General features: G+C 40.5%; 22 protein-coding genes and 2 riboswitches. Of the genes, 12 read left to right on the plus strand and 10 right to left on the minus strand.

The features are described from left to right. The first annotated feature begins 163 nt into the window (after positions 1-163). Positions 164-673 (plus strand): YtxH domain-containing protein, encoded by a 510-nt coding sequence (locus AC0VYO_RS03795; protein ID WP_194219949.1) that lies wholly within the window; start codon positions 164-166, stop codon positions 671-673. Positions 674-763: 90 nt separating this feature from the next. On the opposite strand, the gene AC0VYO_RS03800 is transcribed toward AC0VYO_RS03795, so the two are convergent. Together AC0VYO_RS03800 and AC0VYO_RS03805 are read right to left on the minus strand one after the other, a co-directional pair. Next, on the minus strand, positions 764-847 hold the full coding sequence (locus AC0VYO_RS03800) for a YjcZ family sporulation protein (RefSeq protein WP_136948306.1): 84 nt from the start codon (positions 845-847) through the stop codon (positions 764-766). Between the two features lie 96 nt (positions 848-943). Beyond that, positions 944-1,669 carry a glycerophosphodiester phosphodiesterase gene (locus AC0VYO_RS03805; RefSeq protein ID WP_475366586.1) on the minus strand — a complete coding sequence of 242 codons (726 nt, stop codon included), beginning with the start codon at positions 1,667-1,669 and terminating at the stop codon, positions 944-946. Positions 1,670-1,844: 175 nt separating this feature from the next. Here AC0VYO_RS03805 and AC0VYO_RS03810 point away from each other — a divergent pair, with 175 nt between their 5' ends. Next, positions 1,845-2,180: a YmaF family protein gene (locus AC0VYO_RS03810; RefSeq protein ID WP_430246698.1), complete on the plus strand. Its 336-nt coding sequence runs from the start codon at positions 1,845-1,847 to the stop codon at positions 2,178-2,180. A gap of 95 nt (positions 2,181-2,275) precedes the next feature. Here AC0VYO_RS03810 and AC0VYO_RS03815 read toward each other — a convergent pair whose 3' ends face one another. From AC0VYO_RS03815 to AC0VYO_RS03840, 6 genes are all read right to left on the minus strand, one after another. After that, a complete protein-coding gene (locus AC0VYO_RS03815) occupies positions 2,276-3,250 on the minus strand; it encodes an ABC transporter permease (protein WP_475369037.1) in 975 nt (324 codons plus the stop codon). Between the two features lie 55 nt (positions 3,251-3,305). Then, on the minus strand, positions 3,306-4,814 hold the full coding sequence (locus AC0VYO_RS03820; protein ID WP_475366588.1) for a sugar ABC transporter ATP-binding protein: 1,509 nt from the start codon (positions 4,812-4,814) through the stop codon (positions 3,306-3,308). Then, complete coding sequence (locus tag AC0VYO_RS03825; RefSeq protein ID WP_475368420.1) at positions 4,811-5,944, minus strand: sugar ABC transporter substrate-binding protein; 1,134 nt, start codon at positions 5,942-5,944, stop codon at positions 4,811-4,813. The genes AC0VYO_RS03820 and AC0VYO_RS03825 overlap by 4 nt, the downstream gene beginning before the upstream one ends. Next, complete coding sequence (gene mtnA, locus AC0VYO_RS03830; RefSeq protein ID WP_475368421.1) at positions 5,941-7,005, minus strand: S-methyl-5-thioribose-1-phosphate isomerase; 1,065 nt, start codon at positions 7,003-7,005, stop codon at positions 5,941-5,943. Before mtnA ends, AC0VYO_RS03825 begins: the two co-directional genes overlap by 4 nt. Continuing rightward, a complete protein-coding gene (gene mtnK / locus AC0VYO_RS03835) occupies positions 7,006-8,217 on the minus strand; it encodes an S-methyl-5-thioribose kinase (RefSeq protein WP_475366591.1) in 1,212 nt (403 codons plus the stop codon). 114 nt (positions 8,218-8,331) lie between these two features. Next, positions 8,332-8,468: riboswitch (SAM riboswitch) on the minus strand. Positions 8,469-8,554: 86 nt separating this feature from the next. Further along, positions 8,555-9,337 (minus strand): carbon-nitrogen family hydrolase, encoded by a 783-nt coding sequence (locus tag AC0VYO_RS03840; protein WP_475368422.1) that lies wholly within the window; start codon positions 9,335-9,337, stop codon positions 8,555-8,557. 108 nt (positions 9,338-9,445) lie between these two features. Between AC0VYO_RS03840 and AC0VYO_RS03845 the strand changes: the two genes are divergently transcribed. The 5 genes from AC0VYO_RS03845 to AC0VYO_RS03865 all read left to right on the plus strand — a co-directional run bounded on the left by AC0VYO_RS03845 (position 9,446) and on the right by AC0VYO_RS03865 (position 13,963). Beyond that, positions 9,446-10,618 (plus strand): aminotransferase class I/II-fold pyridoxal phosphate-dependent enzyme, encoded by a 1,173-nt coding sequence (locus AC0VYO_RS03845; RefSeq protein ID WP_475368423.1) that lies wholly within the window; start codon positions 9,446-9,448, stop codon positions 10,616-10,618. An 83-nt stretch (positions 10,619-10,701) separates the two neighbouring features. Continuing rightward, positions 10,702-10,811, plus strand: a riboswitch (SAM riboswitch). 94 nt (positions 10,812-10,905) lie between these two features. Continuing rightward, positions 10,906-12,105, plus strand: a complete 1,200-nt coding sequence (locus AC0VYO_RS03850) for a 2,3-diketo-5-methylthiopentyl-1-phosphate enolase (protein WP_475368424.1) — start codon at positions 10,906-10,908, stop codon at positions 12,103-12,105. Further along, the gene (locus tag AC0VYO_RS03855; protein WP_475366595.1) at positions 12,102-12,800 is read left to right on the plus strand and encodes a 2-hydroxy-3-keto-5-methylthiopentenyl-1-phosphate phosphatase; all 699 of its coding nucleotides are present in this window, start codon (positions 12,102-12,104) and stop codon (positions 12,798-12,800) included. Before AC0VYO_RS03850 ends, AC0VYO_RS03855 begins: the two co-directional genes overlap by 4 nt. Continuing rightward, positions 12,763-13,386, plus strand: a complete 624-nt coding sequence (locus tag AC0VYO_RS03860; RefSeq protein ID WP_475368425.1) for a methylthioribulose 1-phosphate dehydratase — start codon at positions 12,763-12,765, stop codon at positions 13,384-13,386. The genes AC0VYO_RS03855 and AC0VYO_RS03860 overlap by 38 nt, the downstream gene beginning before the upstream one ends. Positions 13,387-13,429: 43 nt before the next feature. Further along, positions 13,430-13,963, plus strand: coding sequence for an acireductone dioxygenase (locus tag AC0VYO_RS03865; RefSeq protein ID WP_475368426.1), 534 nt, complete (start codon positions 13,430-13,432; stop codon positions 13,961-13,963). 52 nt (positions 13,964-14,015) lie between these two features. Here AC0VYO_RS03865 and AC0VYO_RS03870 read toward each other — a convergent pair whose 3' ends face one another. Beyond that, the gene (locus AC0VYO_RS03870; RefSeq protein WP_475368427.1) at positions 14,016-14,534 is read right to left on the minus strand and encodes an N-acetyltransferase family protein; all 519 of its coding nucleotides are present in this window, start codon (positions 14,532-14,534) and stop codon (positions 14,016-14,018) included. A 111-nt stretch (positions 14,535-14,645) separates the two neighbouring features. Between AC0VYO_RS03870 and AC0VYO_RS03875 the strand changes: the two genes are divergently transcribed. Next, positions 14,646-15,527 (plus strand): alpha/beta fold hydrolase, encoded by an 882-nt coding sequence (locus AC0VYO_RS03875; RefSeq protein WP_475368428.1) that lies wholly within the window; start codon positions 14,646-14,648, stop codon positions 15,525-15,527. An 8-nt stretch (positions 15,528-15,535) separates the two neighbouring features. Here the strand turns inward: AC0VYO_RS03875 and AC0VYO_RS03880 are convergent, their stop codons facing one another. Continuing rightward, positions 15,536-16,609 carry an ATP-binding protein gene (locus tag AC0VYO_RS03880; RefSeq protein WP_475368429.1) on the minus strand — a complete coding sequence of 358 codons (1,074 nt, stop codon included), beginning with the start codon at positions 16,607-16,609 and terminating at the stop codon, positions 15,536-15,538. Positions 16,610-16,871: 262 nt separating this feature from the next. Here AC0VYO_RS03880 and AC0VYO_RS03885 point away from each other — a divergent pair, with 262 nt between their 5' ends. The 4 genes from AC0VYO_RS03885 (at position 16,872) to AC0VYO_RS03900 (ending at position 19,705) form a co-directional block, all read left to right on the plus strand. Continuing rightward, positions 16,872-18,044: an MFS transporter gene (locus AC0VYO_RS03885; RefSeq protein ID WP_475368430.1), complete on the plus strand. Its 1,173-nt coding sequence runs from the start codon at positions 16,872-16,874 to the stop codon at positions 18,042-18,044. A gap of 161 nt (positions 18,045-18,205) precedes the next feature. Further along, positions 18,206-18,709 carry a DoxX family protein gene (locus tag AC0VYO_RS03890; RefSeq protein WP_475368431.1) on the plus strand — a complete coding sequence of 168 codons (504 nt, stop codon included), beginning with the start codon at positions 18,206-18,208 and terminating at the stop codon, positions 18,707-18,709. 275 nt (positions 18,710-18,984) lie between these two features. Next, positions 18,985-19,290, plus strand: a complete 306-nt coding sequence (locus AC0VYO_RS03895) for a hypothetical protein (protein ID WP_475366601.1) — start codon at positions 18,985-18,987, stop codon at positions 19,288-19,290. A gap of 73 nt (positions 19,291-19,363) precedes the next feature. Continuing rightward, positions 19,364-19,705: a CHY zinc finger protein gene (locus tag AC0VYO_RS03900; protein ID WP_475366602.1), complete on the plus strand. Its 342-nt coding sequence runs from the start codon at positions 19,364-19,366 to the stop codon at positions 19,703-19,705. Positions 19,706-19,741: the final 36 nt, after the last annotated feature.

Consider the following 19,741-nt stretch of genomic DNA (forward strand, 5'->3'; position numbering starts at 1 on the left):
AGGAAGGTTACGAACTGCTGTCATACAACGTTGTCTATTATAACAGAGCAGCATTCTGATGCGAAGAAAGAAGTTCATGTCAAATTTTTTAGTTTAGCTTTTAACATAAAGGGAAAGAAAAAACTAGCTAAGTAAACTAAGAAAGACAATAGGAGGAATCGTCATGCAAACGACAACGACAGTAAACGAAGAAAAGAACGGAAAGCTTGTTAAAGGTATTTTGGTAGGCGCGATTGTAGGTGGCGCTGTAGCTATGCTTGATTCAACAACTCGAAACAAAGTACGCTCAACAGCAGGAAACGTAAAAGATTCTTCAAGAGGTTTCTATACGCGTGTGAAGGAAAACCCTGGCGAAGTGAAGGACGACTGGATGGATCGTATTCAATCAGCATCTTCAGTACTAAAGGAAGCAATGAATGATGCACAATCACTTTATGAAAAAGTAAATGATGAAGTGGTTGATCAGGTGAATCAGGTAAAAGAAGATTCAACAGAAGTGATTTCAACAGCGAAAGAAGCTGGAGAAGACCTGCATGAAATTGGAAGTAAAGTAAAAGAAGCAGGTCAGGAAGTATCTGATTCTAGTGAAAATCAATATGAGCCAACAAATATTCCAGGAAGCGAAACGCGTACACCTGGAAATACATCTTCCAATCCGAATACGAGCTTGTAATTGAACGAACATCACCATATAAAAGATTAATGAAGGATTAACAAAGAAGGCTTCCGCTTATAAAGAGCGGAAGCCTTCTTTTTAATTTAGTTACGAAATGTAAGATGCACCAATGATTATTAAAAGAATAAACAAAACAACGATTAACGCAAAACCTTGACCGTAACCACTCATGATTGTTCCTCCCGTCAATATGTGTCGCTTCTTTACTAACGTATGTTGGGAGGTGGAAATGTGGACGTAGGCATTAGCCCTTTTTGGGTGGGCAGGCTATATCGTTTGGATAGCAGAAGCAGGGTAGTCCGTAAATATCGCTGAACAACCGAGTTTTTGGAGGTTGGATACTTGTAGAGGATCATTTACTGTGAAAGCTCGCACAGGAATTCCGCGCTTCTGGGTGTTTTTCATTAAATGTTCATCCACTGCCTGCCATTCTATGTGAAGACTTTGAGCTCCAACGCGTTGAAGGTAGTCCCATGGATCAATGATTTTTTCCATTAAAAGAACAGCTGTTTCAATTTTATCGTTTTTTTGTGCAAGTTTCTGAATACTATAATGATTGAAGGATGACAGAATGGTTCGGTCGCAAAGCTTATAGTAAGTAAGAAGATCCAGGACGCGATCTTCTAGACTATTATACGGAAAAACGCCATTCTTCAGTTCAATGTTTAAGAGTAAAGAAGTGGAAGACACCCATTCCAACACGTCTTTTAATGAAGGGATCGACGTTCCCTGAAAGCGGTTGGAGAATGTTTGGCCAGCGTCTAATCGGATAAGATCTTCGTAAAGAAAGTCTTTTACAAAACCGATGCCATTCGTTGTTCGCTCAACTCGTTCATCATGAATAACAACAGGGACAAGATCTTTAGTTAATTGAACGTCGAGTTCGATTCCGTGAGCACCAGCTCTATGAGCAGCCTGGAATGAAAGGAGTGTATTCTCAGGGTGCGTACCTGATGAACCGCGGTGTCCATAAATTTGAAATGAAGAAGCCATAGGTCACCTCTTTCTGATTTGGATTTAGAAATCCATCTATGTAATGTATTCGCTCATAGATTCATTTTTCCTTTGATTTCATATATCAAGTTCATGCTAAAGGAGAGTTTGAATCAATTTGAATGGATTATGATAAAGGTGTGTTATGCCTGTTATAAGGAAGGGAGAGAATAGTGTGTCTAAAGGAGTTGCTTTACCTGAAGCTCACTCTCATTATTTTCGTGGGAGCATCGAAAAGCGATACAATCATCACCATTTAAGTATGATAGGTTTTAGTTTGCCTGTAAATGGGACTTCGTTTGATCAACATGTTCACCGTATTGAAGGGATTACGGTAATGGATCAGGGTCACCAACACCGTTATAGCGTTCGATCTAGTCCGCCGATTACATTACCTGGTGGTGGTCATTATCATACGTTTAGCGGTGAAACGATATCAAAAGAAAAGCATGAGCATTATTTCTCTGGTCAAACGAGTCCTCCTATAGGAAATCCTCCCGCGGATTGGTAGATCAGTTAAATGGGGTGTTTTCCTTCAATGAATTGAAACCTAAGCCTCATGATTGGCAGTTATTAAAAAAGGCGATGCACATGGCATCGCTTTTTTTACATTTTAATTTCTCGTTTGTTTTGATAAAACGTGAATGCTAGAGCACCAATCAGAATCGTGCCTTTAATAATATCTTGAGCATAATAAGGAACATTCAACATTGTTAGCCCATTTAATAGAATTCCAATTAAGACAGCTCCAATGAACGTACCGAATGCATTTGGTTTTCCGGAACCAAGTACAGAATAACCAATCAATGCTGCGGCAACGCCGTCCATAAGTAAAGGTGCACCGGCAGAAACCTGACCAGTTCCAATTTTTGAAGCAAGAACAATTCCAGCAATTCCGGCAAACAGTCCGCTAAGTACGTAGGCGAGCGTACGATATCGTTGAACCGCAACACCTGATAATCTTGCAGCTTCTCGATTACTGCCTGTCATGTAGAGTAATCTTCCCGCTCGTGTATAAGTGAGAAAAAGGTGAACGAGAATGACGCAAACAATCATAAAAATCGCTGGAAAAGGAACGCCCGCGATTTCACCCTGGCCAATAAAAAGAAAAGATGGAATGAATTTGCCTGGGGCGGTTGTCCCGTCACTCATAGGCATATTGTTGTAAATGGAAAAACCTTTCGTATAAGTTAGTTGAATCCCATTCACGATATACATAACGGATAGCGTTGCAAGAAGATCAGGGATTCTGATTTTAATTGTTATGAAGGCATTTATTAAGCCAATCACTATCCCGATCACAATAGGAATGAGTAGAGCGACGAGAAGTTCTTGCCGATACCAGACTAAGGCAGATGCGCTCGCAACAGTAGCGAGACTAACGGTTGAGCCAACAGATAAGTCAAAACCTCCAACAATTAATGTAAAGGTAACACCGAGTGCAACGAGTGTCACAATTGAAATGGAGCGAAGGATATCCGCAAAGTTACTGTAAGTAAGAAAGCGATCGTTAAGAATAGTGAAGATGAGAATAAGTCCAACGATGACGAGTAACGTACCATATTTGACGAAAAAGCTGATCACTTTATCCTTGAATGGTGAGGCGATCCCTCTTTGATTTTGTGTTTGTACGAGTTCAGCTGCTGATTTCAATCTTCCTACCTCCTGTAGCTGCTTGCATAATGGCTTCCTCTGTCATCTCTTCACCTGTGAGCGTGGCGGTAATTTCGCCATCGTACATGACAAGGATTCTATCTGATAGATCAAGAAGCTCTTCGATTTCGCTGGAAAAATATATAACCCCTTTCCCTTGATCGGCAAGCTCTTTTATTAGAGCTATCACTTCGGCTTTGGCTTTCACATCAATGCCTTTTGTTGGTTCATCAAAGAGAAATACTTTCTGATCATCGTATAACCATTTTCCGATAGCTGCTTTCTGTTGATTTCCCCCACTGAGATGATGGATCGGTTCTTTAGGTGAAGCTGCTTTAATGCCGAGCTGAGTTATTTGCCTGGATGAATAATTTTCCTCTTTTTTTCGATTAAGGAATCCTCTGAGTGAATGACGCCGTAGAGAAGGGAGCGTTAGGTTTTCTGATAATGAGAAATCGAGTAGAATACCCGATTTTCTTCGCTCTTCTGGTACAAGACAAATCCCGGCTTTAATCGCGTCAGCTGGAGAGCGAAAGCGGTATGTTTGGTTGTTAATGTGAACACATCCTCTTGTATGCTTTGTTGCTCCAAAGAGGGTTAATGCAGTTTCCGATTTTCCTGCACCTACAAGTCCTGCGACACCAATGATTTCTCCATGATTCAATAAGAAATTCACTGTTTTTCCAGTTTCGGGTATAAAGAGATTCTCAGCCCGCATTAAAGCATGACTCGTGCTCTTTGTTTGACGGGGTTCTTTTTTTCTAAGGGTTGATCCAACCATACTGGAAATGATCTCATCCGCTGAAACAGTTTTTGTTTCAGCGGAAAGATGAACTTTGCCGTCTCGTAAAATCGTAAAACGGTCGCTTATTTCTTCTATTTCTGGCATGCGGTGAGAAATGTAAATCATCCCCACGCCTTTCTTCTTCAGTTTGTTAATAAGATGAAATAATAGCTTTGTTTCCTCTACACTAAGTGGAGCAGTTGGTTCATCCAGGATCAAATATTGCGTCTCCTGTGCCATTGCTCGAGCAATTAAGATCATTTGTTTCTCTGACAGCGAGCATTCGCAAGCCAGTTTATCAGGTGTTAAAGTAATACCGAGAGAGTTAAGTAAATCTCTTGTTCGTTGCCGTTCTTTGTTAGAAGAATAGCGTTTGAAAGGAGATTTATTCATTGAGTCAGCCCAAATATTTTCAGAAACGGATAGGGTAGGAAACAAAGCCGTATCGACTTCTTGTACAACCATTCCGATGCCAGCTTTTTTTGCATCGGAAGGTGTATGAATCGGTAGAGGTTCTCCGTTAAGTAAAATAGAACCGCTGTCTCGTTCATAGTCTCCACAAACCATTTTCATAAGCGTGCTTTTACCAGCTCCATTCGTACCGAGCAGGGCGTGCACTTCGCCTGAACGAATCGTTAGGGAGACGTTTTTTAATACAGGGATATTTCCGAATGATTTAGAAATGTTTTGAATGTATAACTCACTCATTTGCTATCATCCTGTTGCGTTAATTTCTCCATCCACGGAGAAATAGCTGCGTCAGAAGAGCCCCAGTCATCGACGTAATTGCCTAATTCACTCATTGAAATGGTTTCGTCTGGTAAATCAGATTGTTTTACTAGATGCGGATCAAGTGAGAAAATCTCAGGCGTTTCTTTTCCAGCAATTTTCTGATAAGCAAAACGTACTTGAACACGTCCTACTTCCGCCGGATCAGTAGCGGCAGATGAAAGCCATGGGCTATTATCCTTTTGCATCATTTGGAGATCTTCGTCACTCATGTCGATGCCATAAACTTTGATTTCTTCTCGACCAGCTTGCTCAATGGCACGAGTAGCGCCTTTCGCAAATTCATCCCATGGGGCAAATACAGCATCAATATCTCCTTTGTTTGGATATTGCTTTAGAATAGTTTCCATTTGGGTTTGGGTATCAAGAGCTGTATTAGCACTCGCGGTCCCGAACTTAGCGATTTCATTGATTTCTGGATAGCGCTCCTGGAAGGCCTCATAAATCGCATTTCGTCGCTCCATGGGCGCAAATCCTCCTACCCACACATAGACAATATTTCCTTCACCATTTAAATCTTGAGCAAGCGTTTTTAATGTATTCCATGCAAGACTATAATCATCTTGATCAATAACTGTTACACCTGGCACGTTAATATCGCTATCAAACACAACGACAGGTATGCCTTTATCAACGGCTTTTTTCACTCCAGCTTCGAGTGCATCTGCTCGGCCATGATCAATTAAGATCGCATCGACTTTTTGGTTGATGGCTGTATCAAGGTGTGTAGCCATTTTGGAAAGGTCATTATCAGCATTATAAACTTGAACGCTTCCGCCAAATTTTTCAACCTGATCTTCAACTCCTTTTACGTACTGGGAAGAAAATGTACCGAGGGATGCTTGCATAATCGCTGCTATTTTGATAGGTTTTTGAACTTCTTTTGGAATGTCTGAAGAAACTTTAGACGTTTCTTCACCCGTGTTCGCAGTTGCCTCACTTGATTCCGTATTGCTTGCTTCTGGTGCACTTACGGCATCTTGCTCACTCGTACAAGCTGCAAGCACGACGAGAAGAAGAATGGATAAAATAAGTCCTAAGCGTTTCATGAATGTACCTCCGTGTTTTTAGCGTGTGGGAAAGCAAGATGAGCAAGGTTTTCAGCATACGGTGTTCGAACGATACCGTGCTCCGTAATGATTCCGTTAAGTAATTCATTTGGCGTCACATCAAAAGCAGGATTAAATACACCAATGTTTTCAGCTGCAACACGTTCACCTTTATAGTGCGTGACTTCTTTCGGGTCTCGCTCCTCAATCGGAATCGCTTCTCCGTCAGGGATCGAGTAGTCAATTGTTGAGATGGGTGCAGCAACATAAAAAGGAACGTTGTATGCTTTTGCGATATGGGCAAGGCCGAGCGTACCAATCTTATTAGCTGTATCACCATTTGCAGCAATCCGATCAGCACCAACAATTACTGCAGCGATTTTCTTTGTTTTTAATACGTGAGCTACCATACTGTCTGTAATAAGCGTAACGTCAATACCAGCACGCTCAAGCTCCCATGCGGTTAATCGAGCACCCTGTAGAACTGGTCTGGTTTCCGTCGCAATTGCAGAGATGGAGAGACCGTTTTCCTTTGCCAGATGGAGAGGCGCAAGAGCAGTCCCGTATTTTGCTGTTGCGATCCCACCTGCATTGCAGTGTGTGAGGATGGTATCCCCATCATTTAATAGCTTCAGACCATGTTCTCCAATACGCTGACAGACAAGTTCATCCTCTTTATGGATAGTAAGTGCTTCGTGCAGAATCGCTTCTTTCATTTTTTGAACTGTTGGTAAGGAAAAGCTAGCTCGGATGATGCGATCGATCGCCCAAGAGAGATTAACTGCAGTGGGACGAGAGGAGGCAAGATATTTTCCTTGGTTGACTAGCGCTGTCTTGAACGCTGTTGCTTCGTTTGTTTGAACATGCTGACTCCAAAGAACAAGACCATACGCTGCGGCGATTCCAATGGCTGGTGCTCCGCGGACGACAAGGGCAGAAATGCTATTCCAGACATCCTCGATTGCCGTTTGCTTAAGGTAGATCTCTTGTTGTGGAAGATGCCGTTGATCGAGGAGCAAGAGATGATCACCTTTCCACTGGAGTGATGAGATAACAGTCATTTAAATGACCTCCTTGATTGCTTTAATGTATTGTTCAATCGAAGTGATGCTTTTTCGGTCTAAAATAAGTTTTTTTCCAAGGGTAAGCGCCTTTTTTTCCACAGCGAGTTTTACTCTTGGATCACTGATCGTCTCGATCTCTTCTACATGAGCAAGTCCAATCGTTCTTCGGATGATTTTACAGCCGGAAAATCCAATGCTATCGACAAAAATAGATTGTAGAAGAGCGTCTAGGTATCCTCTCGAATAACGATTATCTTCTGAGAGATGGTCGTCCCATAATGATCGGAAAGTAGATTCAAATACGTTCCAAACCTCGGTAGTGACGCCAAATAAATAAGCGAGGTATCCTTCTTTCTCTTCTTCTGATCTATGGGCCTCCTGCGACAGGATACTAAGCGCAATATTGGCGATAAAAGCACCGACATCAAAACCAGCTGGCCCATAGAAAGCAAATTCTGGATCGATTATTTTGGTTGAGCTTTCCGTAACAAACAGGCTACCTGTATGTAAGTCCCCATGTATCAAAGCTTCTCCTTTTGTTAAAAAAGAGTGTTTGAGGGAGGCCACTTCAGTGAGGAAATCGTCATCTTCCCACAGCGATTCAACATCTGCTCGAAGCTCTTCTGTAAAGGCATTGCTTTCGGCATTGTAGAAAGGATCTGAAAATACGAGGGTTTCTGTTATGCCACATAAGTCTGGATTACTAAACCGTTTGGCAAGCTCTTTCTTATTTGCCGAACCAAGACCGTAGTCAGAAGTGAAAAAGAGCGTATGAGCGAGGTAGGTACCGACGTTTCTTGCAAGTTCAGGATATATACGTCCTTCAATAAGTCCTTTGCGTAAAATAGTGTGCGTTGATAAATCTTCCATAACCGTTGCGGCTTTTTCAGAGTCATGCAAATAAACGATTGGAGAAAAGTCAGGAACGAGCGAGTGAGCTTGCTTGAGCGCCTCGCTTTCAATTCTGGACCGATCAAGTGTAAGCGGCCAGGATTCGCCAACTACTTTGGCATAAGGCAAGGCTTGTTTGACGATCCAGGATTGTCCTGTTTTCTTGTGTTGAACATGAAAGACATAATTTAAATTGCCATCGCCAATTTCCTTTACATGAACAGGAGCGGTGCGATCCAAAAGCTCGTGATGCTCTAAAAATTGCACAACTGTTTCGCTTGTAAACGGTGTGTACCCTGAAGTGATCTGAATACCCATGTAAAATTCCCCTTTCAACTATTTATGGTTGTTGTATTGCATGAAGATCGGAATTTCGGCATAAAAAAAGCCTCTTTCCGAAGAAAGAGGCTTGAAGACAGAGATACTTCACACCTCTTATCTTCCAGAATGAATATCATCCTGTTGGAAGTAGCACCGTGCCATTTAAGTCATCGATTCATCTGGACTTTAAAATAGGTCGGTTGCTGGGCGTCATAGGGCCAAATCCCTCAGCCTGCTCTTGATAAGAGAAAGTTTATGAAATTATTTTACAATTTTTTCGCTTGAAATGTATGTTACATAGAAAGGAACATGTTTGTCAATAATATTTTGAATATTATTTATAAATATCTGGACGTCGATCTTCAAAGATAGGAATGCGACTCCGGATTGATGACATTTCCTCTTCGTCAATAGAACCTGTTAAAATAACTTCTTCTTCTCCTGCTTCTGCGATAATTGTTCCCCACGGATCAATTATCAATGAGTGTCCTCCAAACGTATTATCAGGATCTGCCCCGACACGATTACAAGCAATCACGTAGCACTGATTTTCAATCGCGCGACTGATAAGTAATGCTCGCCAATGATCGGTGCGTTGCTTTGGCCATTCTGCTGGTACGAACAATACTTGGGCACCTTCAACTGCATGAAGGCGAAGCCACTCAGGAAAGCGAATATCATAACAAATGAACCCGGCACATGGGAGTTCTTCAAGTGTAAAATGACTTTTTTCATTTCCAGAAACGAGGAATTTCTCTTCATTCATTAAACGAAACAGGTGCGCTTTGCTATACTCATGAACGAGCTGCCCATCTCGATTGAACACAAGCATGGTGTTCGTTACTTCGCCGTTATGATGCTTAGCGATGGAGCCCCCGACAATATTTACGTCGTTTTTTTTGGCGAGGCGAGATAGAAAAGCAATCGACTTTTCTGCATCAGTATCTCCAATTTCATCAAGACGAGATAAATCATAACCTGTGGACCACAATTCTGGTAAAACGATAATATCTAGTTTGTCACTCACCGCCTTAGAAACAAGCTCTTCAACTTTAGAGAAATTCTTTTCTGGATTGCCAAAAGCAATATCAAATTGCAACAGGGCAAGGTTTTTCATTGATTTGTCCTCCTTACATGTTTAGAAATTGACCTTTACATGGTTGTGTATCCAAGATAACATAACTTATTAGAATTTCTCGAAAATTTTAACAGGATGTGATTCCATTTGAAACAATTTCAAACTTCAGATGCACTTAAACGTTTACCAGAACAATTTTTTGCGAAGCTTGCTGGAAAAGTGAACCGTTATGTAGAGGCGGGATATGACATTATTAACCTTGGCCAAGGAAATCCTGACCAGCCGACGCCTGCACATATTATCGAGTCTTTGCAGCAGGCAGCTGAAAACCCTGCATACCACAAGTATCCGCCATTTAGGGGGCAGCCTTTTCTGAAACAAGCCGCGGCTGAATTCTATAAGCGAGAGTTTGGTGTTGAGCTTGATCCGGAGAAAGAGGTAGCCGTCCTCTTTGGTGGAAAAGCTGGCCTTGTAGAAGTCAGTCAATGTTTGTTAAATAAAAGTGACGTGGCGCTCGTGCCAGATCCTGGCTATCCTGATTATTGGTCTGGAGTTGCAATGGCTGAAGCGGATATGCAGATGATGCCGTTACTTGAACAAAATGATTTTCTGCCTGATTATAGCGCGATCCCAGAGAGTGCTCTTGCAAAAGCAAAGCTCATGTTTTTAAATTATCCAAACAATCCTACCGCTGCTGTAGCAACGAAAAGCTTTTTTGATGAAACGGTTAGGTTTGCGGATGCCAATGACATCTGTGTCGTTCATGATTTTGCTTATGGAGCGATCGGATTCGATGGAGAACGTCCTAAAAGCTTTTTGGAAACAGAAGGTGCTAAAGATGTGGGAATTGAGATTTATACTCTTTCCAAAACGTATAATATGGCAGGATGGCGTGTTGGGTTCGCTGTCGGAAACCCATCTGTAGTGGAAAGCATCAACCTGCTTCAGGATCATTTCTACGTTAGTTTGTTTAGTGCAGTGCAAGAAGCAGCTGCAGAAGCCTTACTAGGTTCACAGGAATGTGTTGAGAACCTTCGCCAAACGTACGAATCTAGACGGAATGTATTGATACAGGGGCTTCACGATATTGGCTGGGATGTAACTTCTCCTGCGGGGTCATTTTTTTCCTGGTTAAAAGTACCTGAATCATTTACTTCAGAGGGATTTGCGGACTACTTGCTTGAGAATGTTCAAATTGTAGTTGCGCCTGGGAACGGCTTTGGAGAGTATGGGGAAGGCTATGTGAGAGTAGGCTTATTAACTTCCGAAGAGAAACTCAGGGAGGCAGTTGAACGAATTAATTCTCTTAATCTCTTTTGATTCAGAAAAGTAAAAAAATAGATTGACAGGATTTCCTACGTCTGGCATAATTCGAATCAATTACTTAAACGAATAGTTGCATACTCTTATCCAGAGAGGTGGAGGGACGAGCCCTTTGAAGCCCGGCAACCGATTTTCAAGGTTACTTGAAGACACGGTGCTAATTCTCGCAGCAAAAGCTGGAAGATAAGAGGAAGAGCATGGTGATAACGACCTCTTCCTCGTGAAGGGGTCTTTTTTGTATGATCAAAGATTGAGGACTAGCGCGATGGAAAGGAATGAGCATGATGAGTCATCTTGTGGCAACTTACCTTGTTAAGAATGACCAACAATTATCTAAGCGCGCTGAAGCGATCGCCCTTGGATTAACGATTGGGACTTGGACCAATCTACCGTTATTAGAAAAAAAGCAGTTAAAGAAGCATAAGGGTGAAGTCGTTCACGTAGAGGAAAAAGGGGAAAAGGGCATCATCGCGATTGCTTACCCCACCATCAATTTCAGTGCGGATCTACCTGCGATTTTAACAACAGTCATCGGTAAGCTTTCACTTGATGGTGAAATTAAGCTGGTTGATTTAGAGTTCTCTGCAGGGTTACTAAATCAATTCCCAGGTCCAGCATATGGAATAGACGGTATTCGAAATCTTACAGAAGTATACGATCGACCGCTCGTTATGAGTATTTTCAAAGGAGTTATTGGAAAACCGTTAGGCGAATTGCAGGAACAAATGAAACAGCAGGCGCTTGGTCGAGTCGATTTTGTGAAGGACGATGAAATCCTTTTTGAAAATGAGTTAACCCCTCTTGAAAAGCGAGTACCCGCCTTACGAAAAATGCTGGATGAAACGGCTGAATTGACAGGAAAGCGAACGCGTTACGCAGTGAATTTAACAGGAAGAACGGCAAACCTCAGTAATCGAGCAAAGCTTGCTGTGGAATTAGGAGCAGATGCGCTTCTGTTTAATGTTTTTACATATGGACTAGATGCATTGCAATCACTTTCAGAGGACCCGGATATTCCGGTTCCAATCATGGCACACCCTGCATTCTCTGGTGCAATGGCTGCCTCAAGCACACATGGGGTAAGTTACTCCCTATTACTTGGAAAGTTGCTTCGAACTGCTGGGGCAGACTTTTCCCTTTTCCCTTCGCCTTATGGGAGTGTAGCGCTTGATCGAAGAGAGGCGCTCGCAACAGCAGAAGCCTTAACGAGAAATAATAAGCTGAAAAGAACATTCCCTGTTCCTTCAGCGGGCATTCATCCTGGACTAGTACCGTACCTTATAAAAGATTTCGGTATAGACAGTGTTATTAATGCGGGAGGCGGGGTGCACGGGCATCCCGGTGGAGCAGCTGCAGGCGGAAAAGCTTTCCGAGATGCCATTCAAGCTGTTTTAACAGAGCAACCTCTTGAACAGGCCTCTCAAAATAGTGAGGAACTTCATCAGGCTCTTACAAAGTGGGGGAGCGGGGAGGTAGTGCGATGAAGCAGCCGATTATTTTTTGCGATTTTGATGGCACCATTACGAAAAGTGATAATATCGTTTCCCTGATGAAACGATTTGCTCCGAAAGAGTGGGAGCAAATAAAAGATGATGTGCTCGCTCAAAATATTTCCATTCGTGAAGGGGTCGGAAGGATGTTTCACTTAATCCCTTCCAAATTGAAACAGGAATTACTCGATTATTTAGTAGCTACAACTGAAATCAGACAGGGTTTTAGCGAATTCGTAGACTACACGAGGCAAGAAGGGATCGAGCTCTATATCGTCAGTGGAGGGATCGATTTCTTTATTTACCCTCTTCTTAAGCCATACGGTATTCCAGAAGAAAATATCTTCTGTAATGGCAGTGATTTTACTACTGATACCATCTCAATAACTTGGCCGTATGCCTGTGGAGACGATTGTACGAAAGATTGCGGTTGTTGCAAGCCAGGTATATTAAATCGTTTTGATAAAAAGGCTAACCGAAAAATTGTGATTGGAGATTCTATTACCGATTTAGAAGCTTCAAAGCAAGCAGATTTTGTGTTTGCTAGAGACTTTTTAGCGGAGAAGTGTCAAGAACTTGGCATTCCAGCCGTTTTATTTGAAACGTTTGATGATATCGTCGAAAAGTTAACTGAAGAAAGGGGGAAGAATCATGTGCCAAGTGGAGAATCGATGGAACGAACTTGCTGATATTAAAGATGAATTAGCAGCAAGAGATTGGTTCCGTGGAACAAGTGGAAATCTTTCAATTAAGGTAAGTGATTCGCCGCTTCAATTTTTAGTAACGGCTAGTGGAAAGGATAAAAGAAAACGAACAAAAGAAGATTTCATTCTAGTGGATAGACAAGGGAAGCCGATTGAAGAGACTCTATTGAAACCATCAGCAGAGACCATTATTCATCAGGCGATCTATTCAAAGACAGATGCAGGCTGTTGCTTACACGTGCATACAGTTGAAAATAATGTTATATCTGAACTTTTTGCGGGAGAAGGAGAAGTTACGTTTCAAGGACTTGAGTTAGTTAAAGCTTTTGGTTTATGGGGACAGAATGACAAAGTGACAGTACCGATTATCGATAATTCAGCTGATCTTTCTCTACTAGCTCATGATGTGGTGCACGTGCTTAAGAATGACACGAAAGCCATTTTGATGCGAAACCATGGGATTACGGTATGGGGACGTAATGGTTTTGAAGCAAAAAAATATCTGGAAGCATTTGAATTCCTTTTTGAATATCATCTTAAGTTACGAAGCTTTCAAGCAATTGTAAGTTAATCAACAAAGTTTCATTAGCTTAACAAAAAAGGAGGAAGCATTAATGGCAGTAATTAAAATACGAAATACAAATGAAGTTATTGATGGTCAAGATCGAGTAGAGGCATTTCTTCAGAATGAAGGAGTGTTATATGAACACTGGGATGTTGAGAAGCTACCGACGTCTCTTAAGGGAAATTGTCATGTTACAGAGGAACAGAAAAATGAAATTCTGAGTGTATTTGATGATGACATTCGTTCTCTAGCTAAGCGAAATGGATATGGAAGCTGGGATGTGGTGGCACTTTCTGAACAAACGCCTGATCTTGATAAGATTCTGAAAAAGTTTGAACAGGTTCATGTGCATACTGAGGACGAAGTAAGAGCGATAACGGCGGGACATGGGATTTTTATCATTAAAGGTAGCGTGGGGTATTTTGATGTTGAGCTCGATCCGGGTGACGTGATTTCTGTACCGGTTGATACACCACACTTCTTTACATTAATGGATGATCGGCAAGTTGTAGCCGTTCGCCTTTTCATCGATCCATCAGGATGGGTAGCCCATCCATATGAAGAAAAAGAAAGTGTGAAGTGAAAAAGGGCCGTGAGCAATCACGGCCATCATTTTTGATGTTTCTTCAATACCTTTAGCTACAAAATCCAATTAATTCATTCAGGTCTTTCCAACCAAATCCGGTTTCTTTAAATGTCTTACCTGCAATTTCTGTTTCTTCCACGGCAATTTGAAGTGGATGAAAACTTTCGTAGAATTGAGAAGCTGGGTTTCCGTTCAGTACCCAAACAAGCATAGACTGATAAGATTCGCTTCTAAGATGTTTAGCTACCGAGCACAGGAGTTGTTTGCCAACTCCCTTTCCCTGTGCTTCTTCAAGAAGGTATATCGCATAAAGTTCTCCATCGAATTTGTAAGCAGCTGATCTGTTTTTTCCGCCATTCGCAAATCCTATTATTTCCCCTTCTTCGACTGCCACAAGGATAATACTTCCATTTTCAATTCCTTTCCGCCAACGAGCCTCGCGTATTTGAACGTCTAATGAATTCAAATAGTCTTCTGAGATAAGCGTACGGTAAGTCGTTCTCCAGCTGTTTACATGAACATTTGCTATCGCTAAAGCATCATCTACGACCGCTTTTCTGATTTCCATTGATTACCTCCATCTCAATTTGATTTTCCTATCAGACTCATTTCGAGAGAGAGGGAATGAATCCTGCTAGTCGAATATATGAAGTAAGTCATAGTTTAAAGGAAAAGTGAAATGAAAAAAATCATAATAGAAATAGATGGCAGTTATGTTCATGGTTTTGAATGGGGAGATAGGAGTCAGCCAACTGTCATTCTTCTTCACGGTTTAACGAACAATGCACTTGGTTTTAGTGAGATGGCAGAAGGTCTTAAGGATTACTTTCATTTAATCTCGATTGATCTACCAGGCCATGGTGAGACGCCTCCATTTAATGAAGATAAGAGTTATTCTTTTGAATTTCTAACAGAGTGGCTTCATAAGGTTGGTACATCATTAAGTGACGTACCAGTCTGGCTCATTGGGCATTCGTGGGGAGCTGCCCTGGCACTTCATTATAGTAGTCAATTCTCTAAAATGGTAAAAGGTATCGTGATGATTGATGGTGGTTATCTTCATTCTTCTGATGATCCGTCACTAACGCTTGAAGAACTTCTTGAACAAATGTCTCAATGGGTGGTAGAAAATCATTACATAAAATTGGAAGAATATGAACAAAAGAAGAAAATGGAAATCGGAAGGTGGAGCAAGTATTTAGAGCAAATGGTACATAGGGATATGGAGGAAAGGAAAAATGGCGTAGCCTTAAGGGCTAGTGGTAGTACAGTAAGAGCGATTATGAAGTCCCTCTATCAAGAACCATGCAAAGAAATTTTTCATATGGTAAATGTTCCTATCTATCTCCTAAGGGCAACACTTCCTGTAGCAGATGAAACTAATAGAAAGCATGCAGCAAACGTGATGCGGAATGAAGTGAAAGGGGAATGTAGGATTGATGCTATTCCACAGACAGGTCATGTTCTACATTGGCAAAAACCTAAAGAAGCTTTATATATGGTAGAGAGATGGTTAAAGGAGCATACAAAGCAAAAGGGCCATACGCAAGGCCCTGAATAACAGGGGGGTTAATTGCCAACCCCCTTTGGAAAAGTGAGCGTAATGATCGTGCCCTTCCCCTTATTACTTTCGATAGTTAAGTTCCCTTTATGTTTTTTTACTATACGTTTGCATATCGTAAGCCCAAGTCCTGTCCCGTTCTTTTTGGTAGTGAAAAACGGAGAGCCGAGTTTCTCAAGCTCTTCATCTGTGATTCCGCTACCATTATCAATGATTCTAATTTGTAATTTATCGTTACATTCTCGGGCTGAGATTGTAATTTCTCCTTCTTCACCGATAGCATCCATCGCATTTTTTATCAAATTAATAAAAACTTGTTTTAATTGATTACTTTCACAATAAATCTCTGGGAGAGAAGAGTGGTACTCTTTTGTTAGAATGATTGCTTTCATATTAGCCTGGCCACTTAGCAATTCAATGACTTCATCTAATATGAGATCGATTCGATTATAGTTAAAATTAATTTTTGTTGGTTTTGCAAGAATAAGAAATTCATCGATAATCTGTTCGATCCGATGAAATTCTGAATCCATCACCTGGGCATAGCGATCAATGTCTTGATCAGAGTTTTTGAACTGTATTAATTTTAAGAAACCCTTTAAAGAAGTGAGCGGGTTTCGAAGCTCGTGTGCGATCCCAGCTGCAAGTTGTCCAACAATCGATAGCTTTTCGGATTGAGCGAGGTGCTCTTCATTCATTCTTTTCTCGGTAATATCTTTCGCAATTCCAATGATCCTCGAAACATTCCCCTCTTCTACAAGTGGCACTAGTGTAATATCAAATAGCTTGTATCCCTGTTTTGGGAAAGAATAACCTTCTTCAAATTGAATGGTTTTCTTACGAATCATGGCTTCTTGGAATCTTTTAATCGCTTGTATTCCTTGGTCAACCCCTAGAAAGTCTTCGATTCTCCGCCCAGATATGGCTTCTTTGGAAGTCTCATAACTTGCTAGATAAGCTTCATTTACAGCTTCGATTTCATAATGGTGAACATCGATCACACGAATTTGGAAAATAAGATCTGAAATATGGTGAAAAATAATATCTAAATTCGGCTCTTGTAGCTCGCTTCCATTTTTCATAGAAATCCCCCATAATCAGCATTTTAACTTAGTACTAATTGGATATTTCTACAAGATATGCGTATCCCCTTCAAATTATGATCGATATTTGTAATAGATTGGAAATTTTTGGCGTTCGAAGTGGTTGATAAGGTAGGAGAATATAGTAATAATAATGGAACCAATCCTAATGAAAGCGCATTGCAATTCAATTGTACTTACTATAGAGTTAGAAGAAGTATTTTGAGCGCATCACATTTAGCAAGGGAGGACGGCTTAAAAGATGACCAAAAGAGACTCTGTCTTTTTCCTTAGTCTGTTCTTGTTCTTTTTTCATGGAGCAAATACAATCATCATTAGTTATATGCCAGTATATTTTCAACAAAGTGGTATGTCTGAGAGTAAAATTGGATCTATCCTAGCGATCGGACCACTTGCAGCCATAATGGCTCAACCGTTTTGGGGTTACATAAGCGATAAATTCGGAACAATTAAAAAGGTTCTACTCGTAACGTTAGTTGGCGTTGCCATCATTAGCATTTTTCTTCTAACGAACCATAACTATGTGTTTATTCTCATCTCCGCTGCGGCGTTCTATGTTTTTATGTCCCCAACAGGGGCTCTTGGTGATAGTCTGGCTGTTAAAACAGCAGCTAGCGTGAATAGAAACTTTGGAAGTATTCGAACCTGGGGTTCAATTGGTTTTGCAGTTTCAACTTTAGTAGTTGGTCAGTTTTTTGCTTTTTTTGGTATAGCTTTTATTTTGGTTCCTTTTATGCTCATGATTTTGCTTGCTTTTTTTACAGCTATGAGAGTATCAGATGTCAAAACACATAATAAACCTGTGACTGTATGGGATGCCATACGGATTGGAAAGAATCCTCGCTTCCTACTCTTTTTGATTACAATCATGTTTTTAACCATTCCGCATCGAGCAAATGACAGTTTCATAGGGATTTATATCACGGATCTTGGTGGAAATGAATCTCAAATAGGACTAGCCTGGTTCGTTGCAGTTGCTAGTGAAGCTCTCATATTTGCGACAAGTCATTTTTGGTTTAGGCGTTTTAATGAAGTGGTCTTTATCTTAATAGCAGGTTTGATCTATGCTGTCAGATGGATAGGGTTAGCTTACGTTGGAGGACCTCAAGCAGCGATACTTCTTCAAGTTTTTCACGGCGTAACGTTTGGTGTATTTTACGTTGCGGCCTTTCAATACGTGACCAAATTAGTTCCAGAGCATTTACAGGCGACAGGCCATTTGTTATTTATTTCGGTGTTTTTTGGTTTGTCTGGCATACTAGGTTCATTGCTTGGAGGAATGATTTTTGAAGAAACTTCTGGTGCTACTTTGTACAGTGTGATGGGGTACGTGACCTTAATTGGTTGTCTTGCATTACTTTTCTATCGTGTAATCGATAAGAGAAAATTCAAAAGAGACGAAAGTTATGCATAGAATAGAAGAGATTCTGTCCTATTTGAATTATCCAGTTATTTCATACCCGAATCGTAACTATATAAAACAGTTAGATTAATAGTGATGTAATTCACATAATGTTTTTAGAAGCTCCCTTACAATAAAGGTGTGTTAAGAATAAATAGTGGGGAGTGAGAGAGATGTTTGTTCATTTTCTAAGAGAAAATAAAGCAGCTGCTGGTATACTTTTTTTTATTCGAATATATCTTGGTTATCAATGGGTGACATCTGGTTGGACAAAAATCACTAATGGTTTTGATGCAAATGGCTTCTTACAGGGGGCGGTAGCCAACGCTAGTGGTGAGCATCCTGCAGTTCAAGGGTGGTGGGCTACATTCTTAGAAACGACAGCAATTCCAAATGTCGATTTCTTTAATGTTTTAATTCCTTGGGGCGAATTCTTTGTTGGGCTAGGATTACTACTTGGAACATTTACAATACTTGCCGCTCTTATGGGAGTGATCATGAATTTTGCCTTCCTGTTTAGTGGCACAACAAGTACAAATCCAATGATGGTCATTCTTGGAATATTATTGCTCATTGCTGGTTACAATGCAGCTAAGTTCGGGCTTGATCGTTGGATTGTTCCTTATTTAAAGAAGAATATTAAAACACACCAAAGTAAGCCCATATTCCATCACTAAAGCGAAAGGTTCCGCATAAGAGCGGAGCCTTTTAAATTTCTATAAGTACGAATCAAACTATTATAAGAAGGTTAGATGAAAAATTGATACTCATCTCACTCTTTGCATGTCGAATATTACAATCTTTATTTGTTACCCGATTAGTAAAAAGCCTTCTTCGGAAAATAAATTACATTTAGTTAAAAAAAGACTGACATCTGTAATAAATTGTAAAGAGGGGGGAGCGAGTGTAACGACGAAAATGGTCTAGTGATAAATAAGTGGGAGGCTAGACTATGATCGGTATTTTCAAAGAAAATGAAGAACGTTATTTAAACTGGTATCGTGCTAATCCAGAAGGATATGTATTTAATCATTTTAAAGGGAGCGATCCTGATTATAATAAAATTCATATCGCCACATGTCGAACGTTATGGCGACAAAAAGACGCGGGTGTGCGAACGAAAGTTGAAAAGATTTGTTCAGGTAATCTTGATGAACTTATACAAATGACTGCGAATGTCAGAGACAAAAAAGGTTTTTCTTTTTGCAAAATTTGCATGACCGACCATGTGATTAAAAATGATCTATCAGTTAATTAATCATTTTTCTAGACAATGGAAGATAATGATAGAATGATACGTAATAGAAGATGGAATTAGAGAGGGATATAAAATGGGATCTGAAGAGATTGTTATAAAAGGTAAAGTTGTAGATGATGAAACTAGATGCCAACATTACTATAGTAAACGGGATATTATTGCGATTAAATTCAAATGTTGTGGTACATATTATCCATGTATCTATTGTCATGAAGAAACAACGGATCATTCTGTTATAAAGTGGCCCAAACACGAAGTTGATGAAAAAGCTGTACTTTGTGGGAATTGCAAGTCAGAACTAACGATACAACAGTACATTTCTTCAAACTCAATTTGTCCATACTGTCAGTCTCTCTTTAATGATGGATGTAAGCTTCACCAACATCTTTACTTTGAGCAGATCGACGCTAAATGATTTTCTTTACTTGTGGGTAATCTGGATGTATTATTA

The organism is Anaerobacillus sp. 63XJN7_4_ISO-PGPR-S23-413 (genome assembly GCF_056173725.1).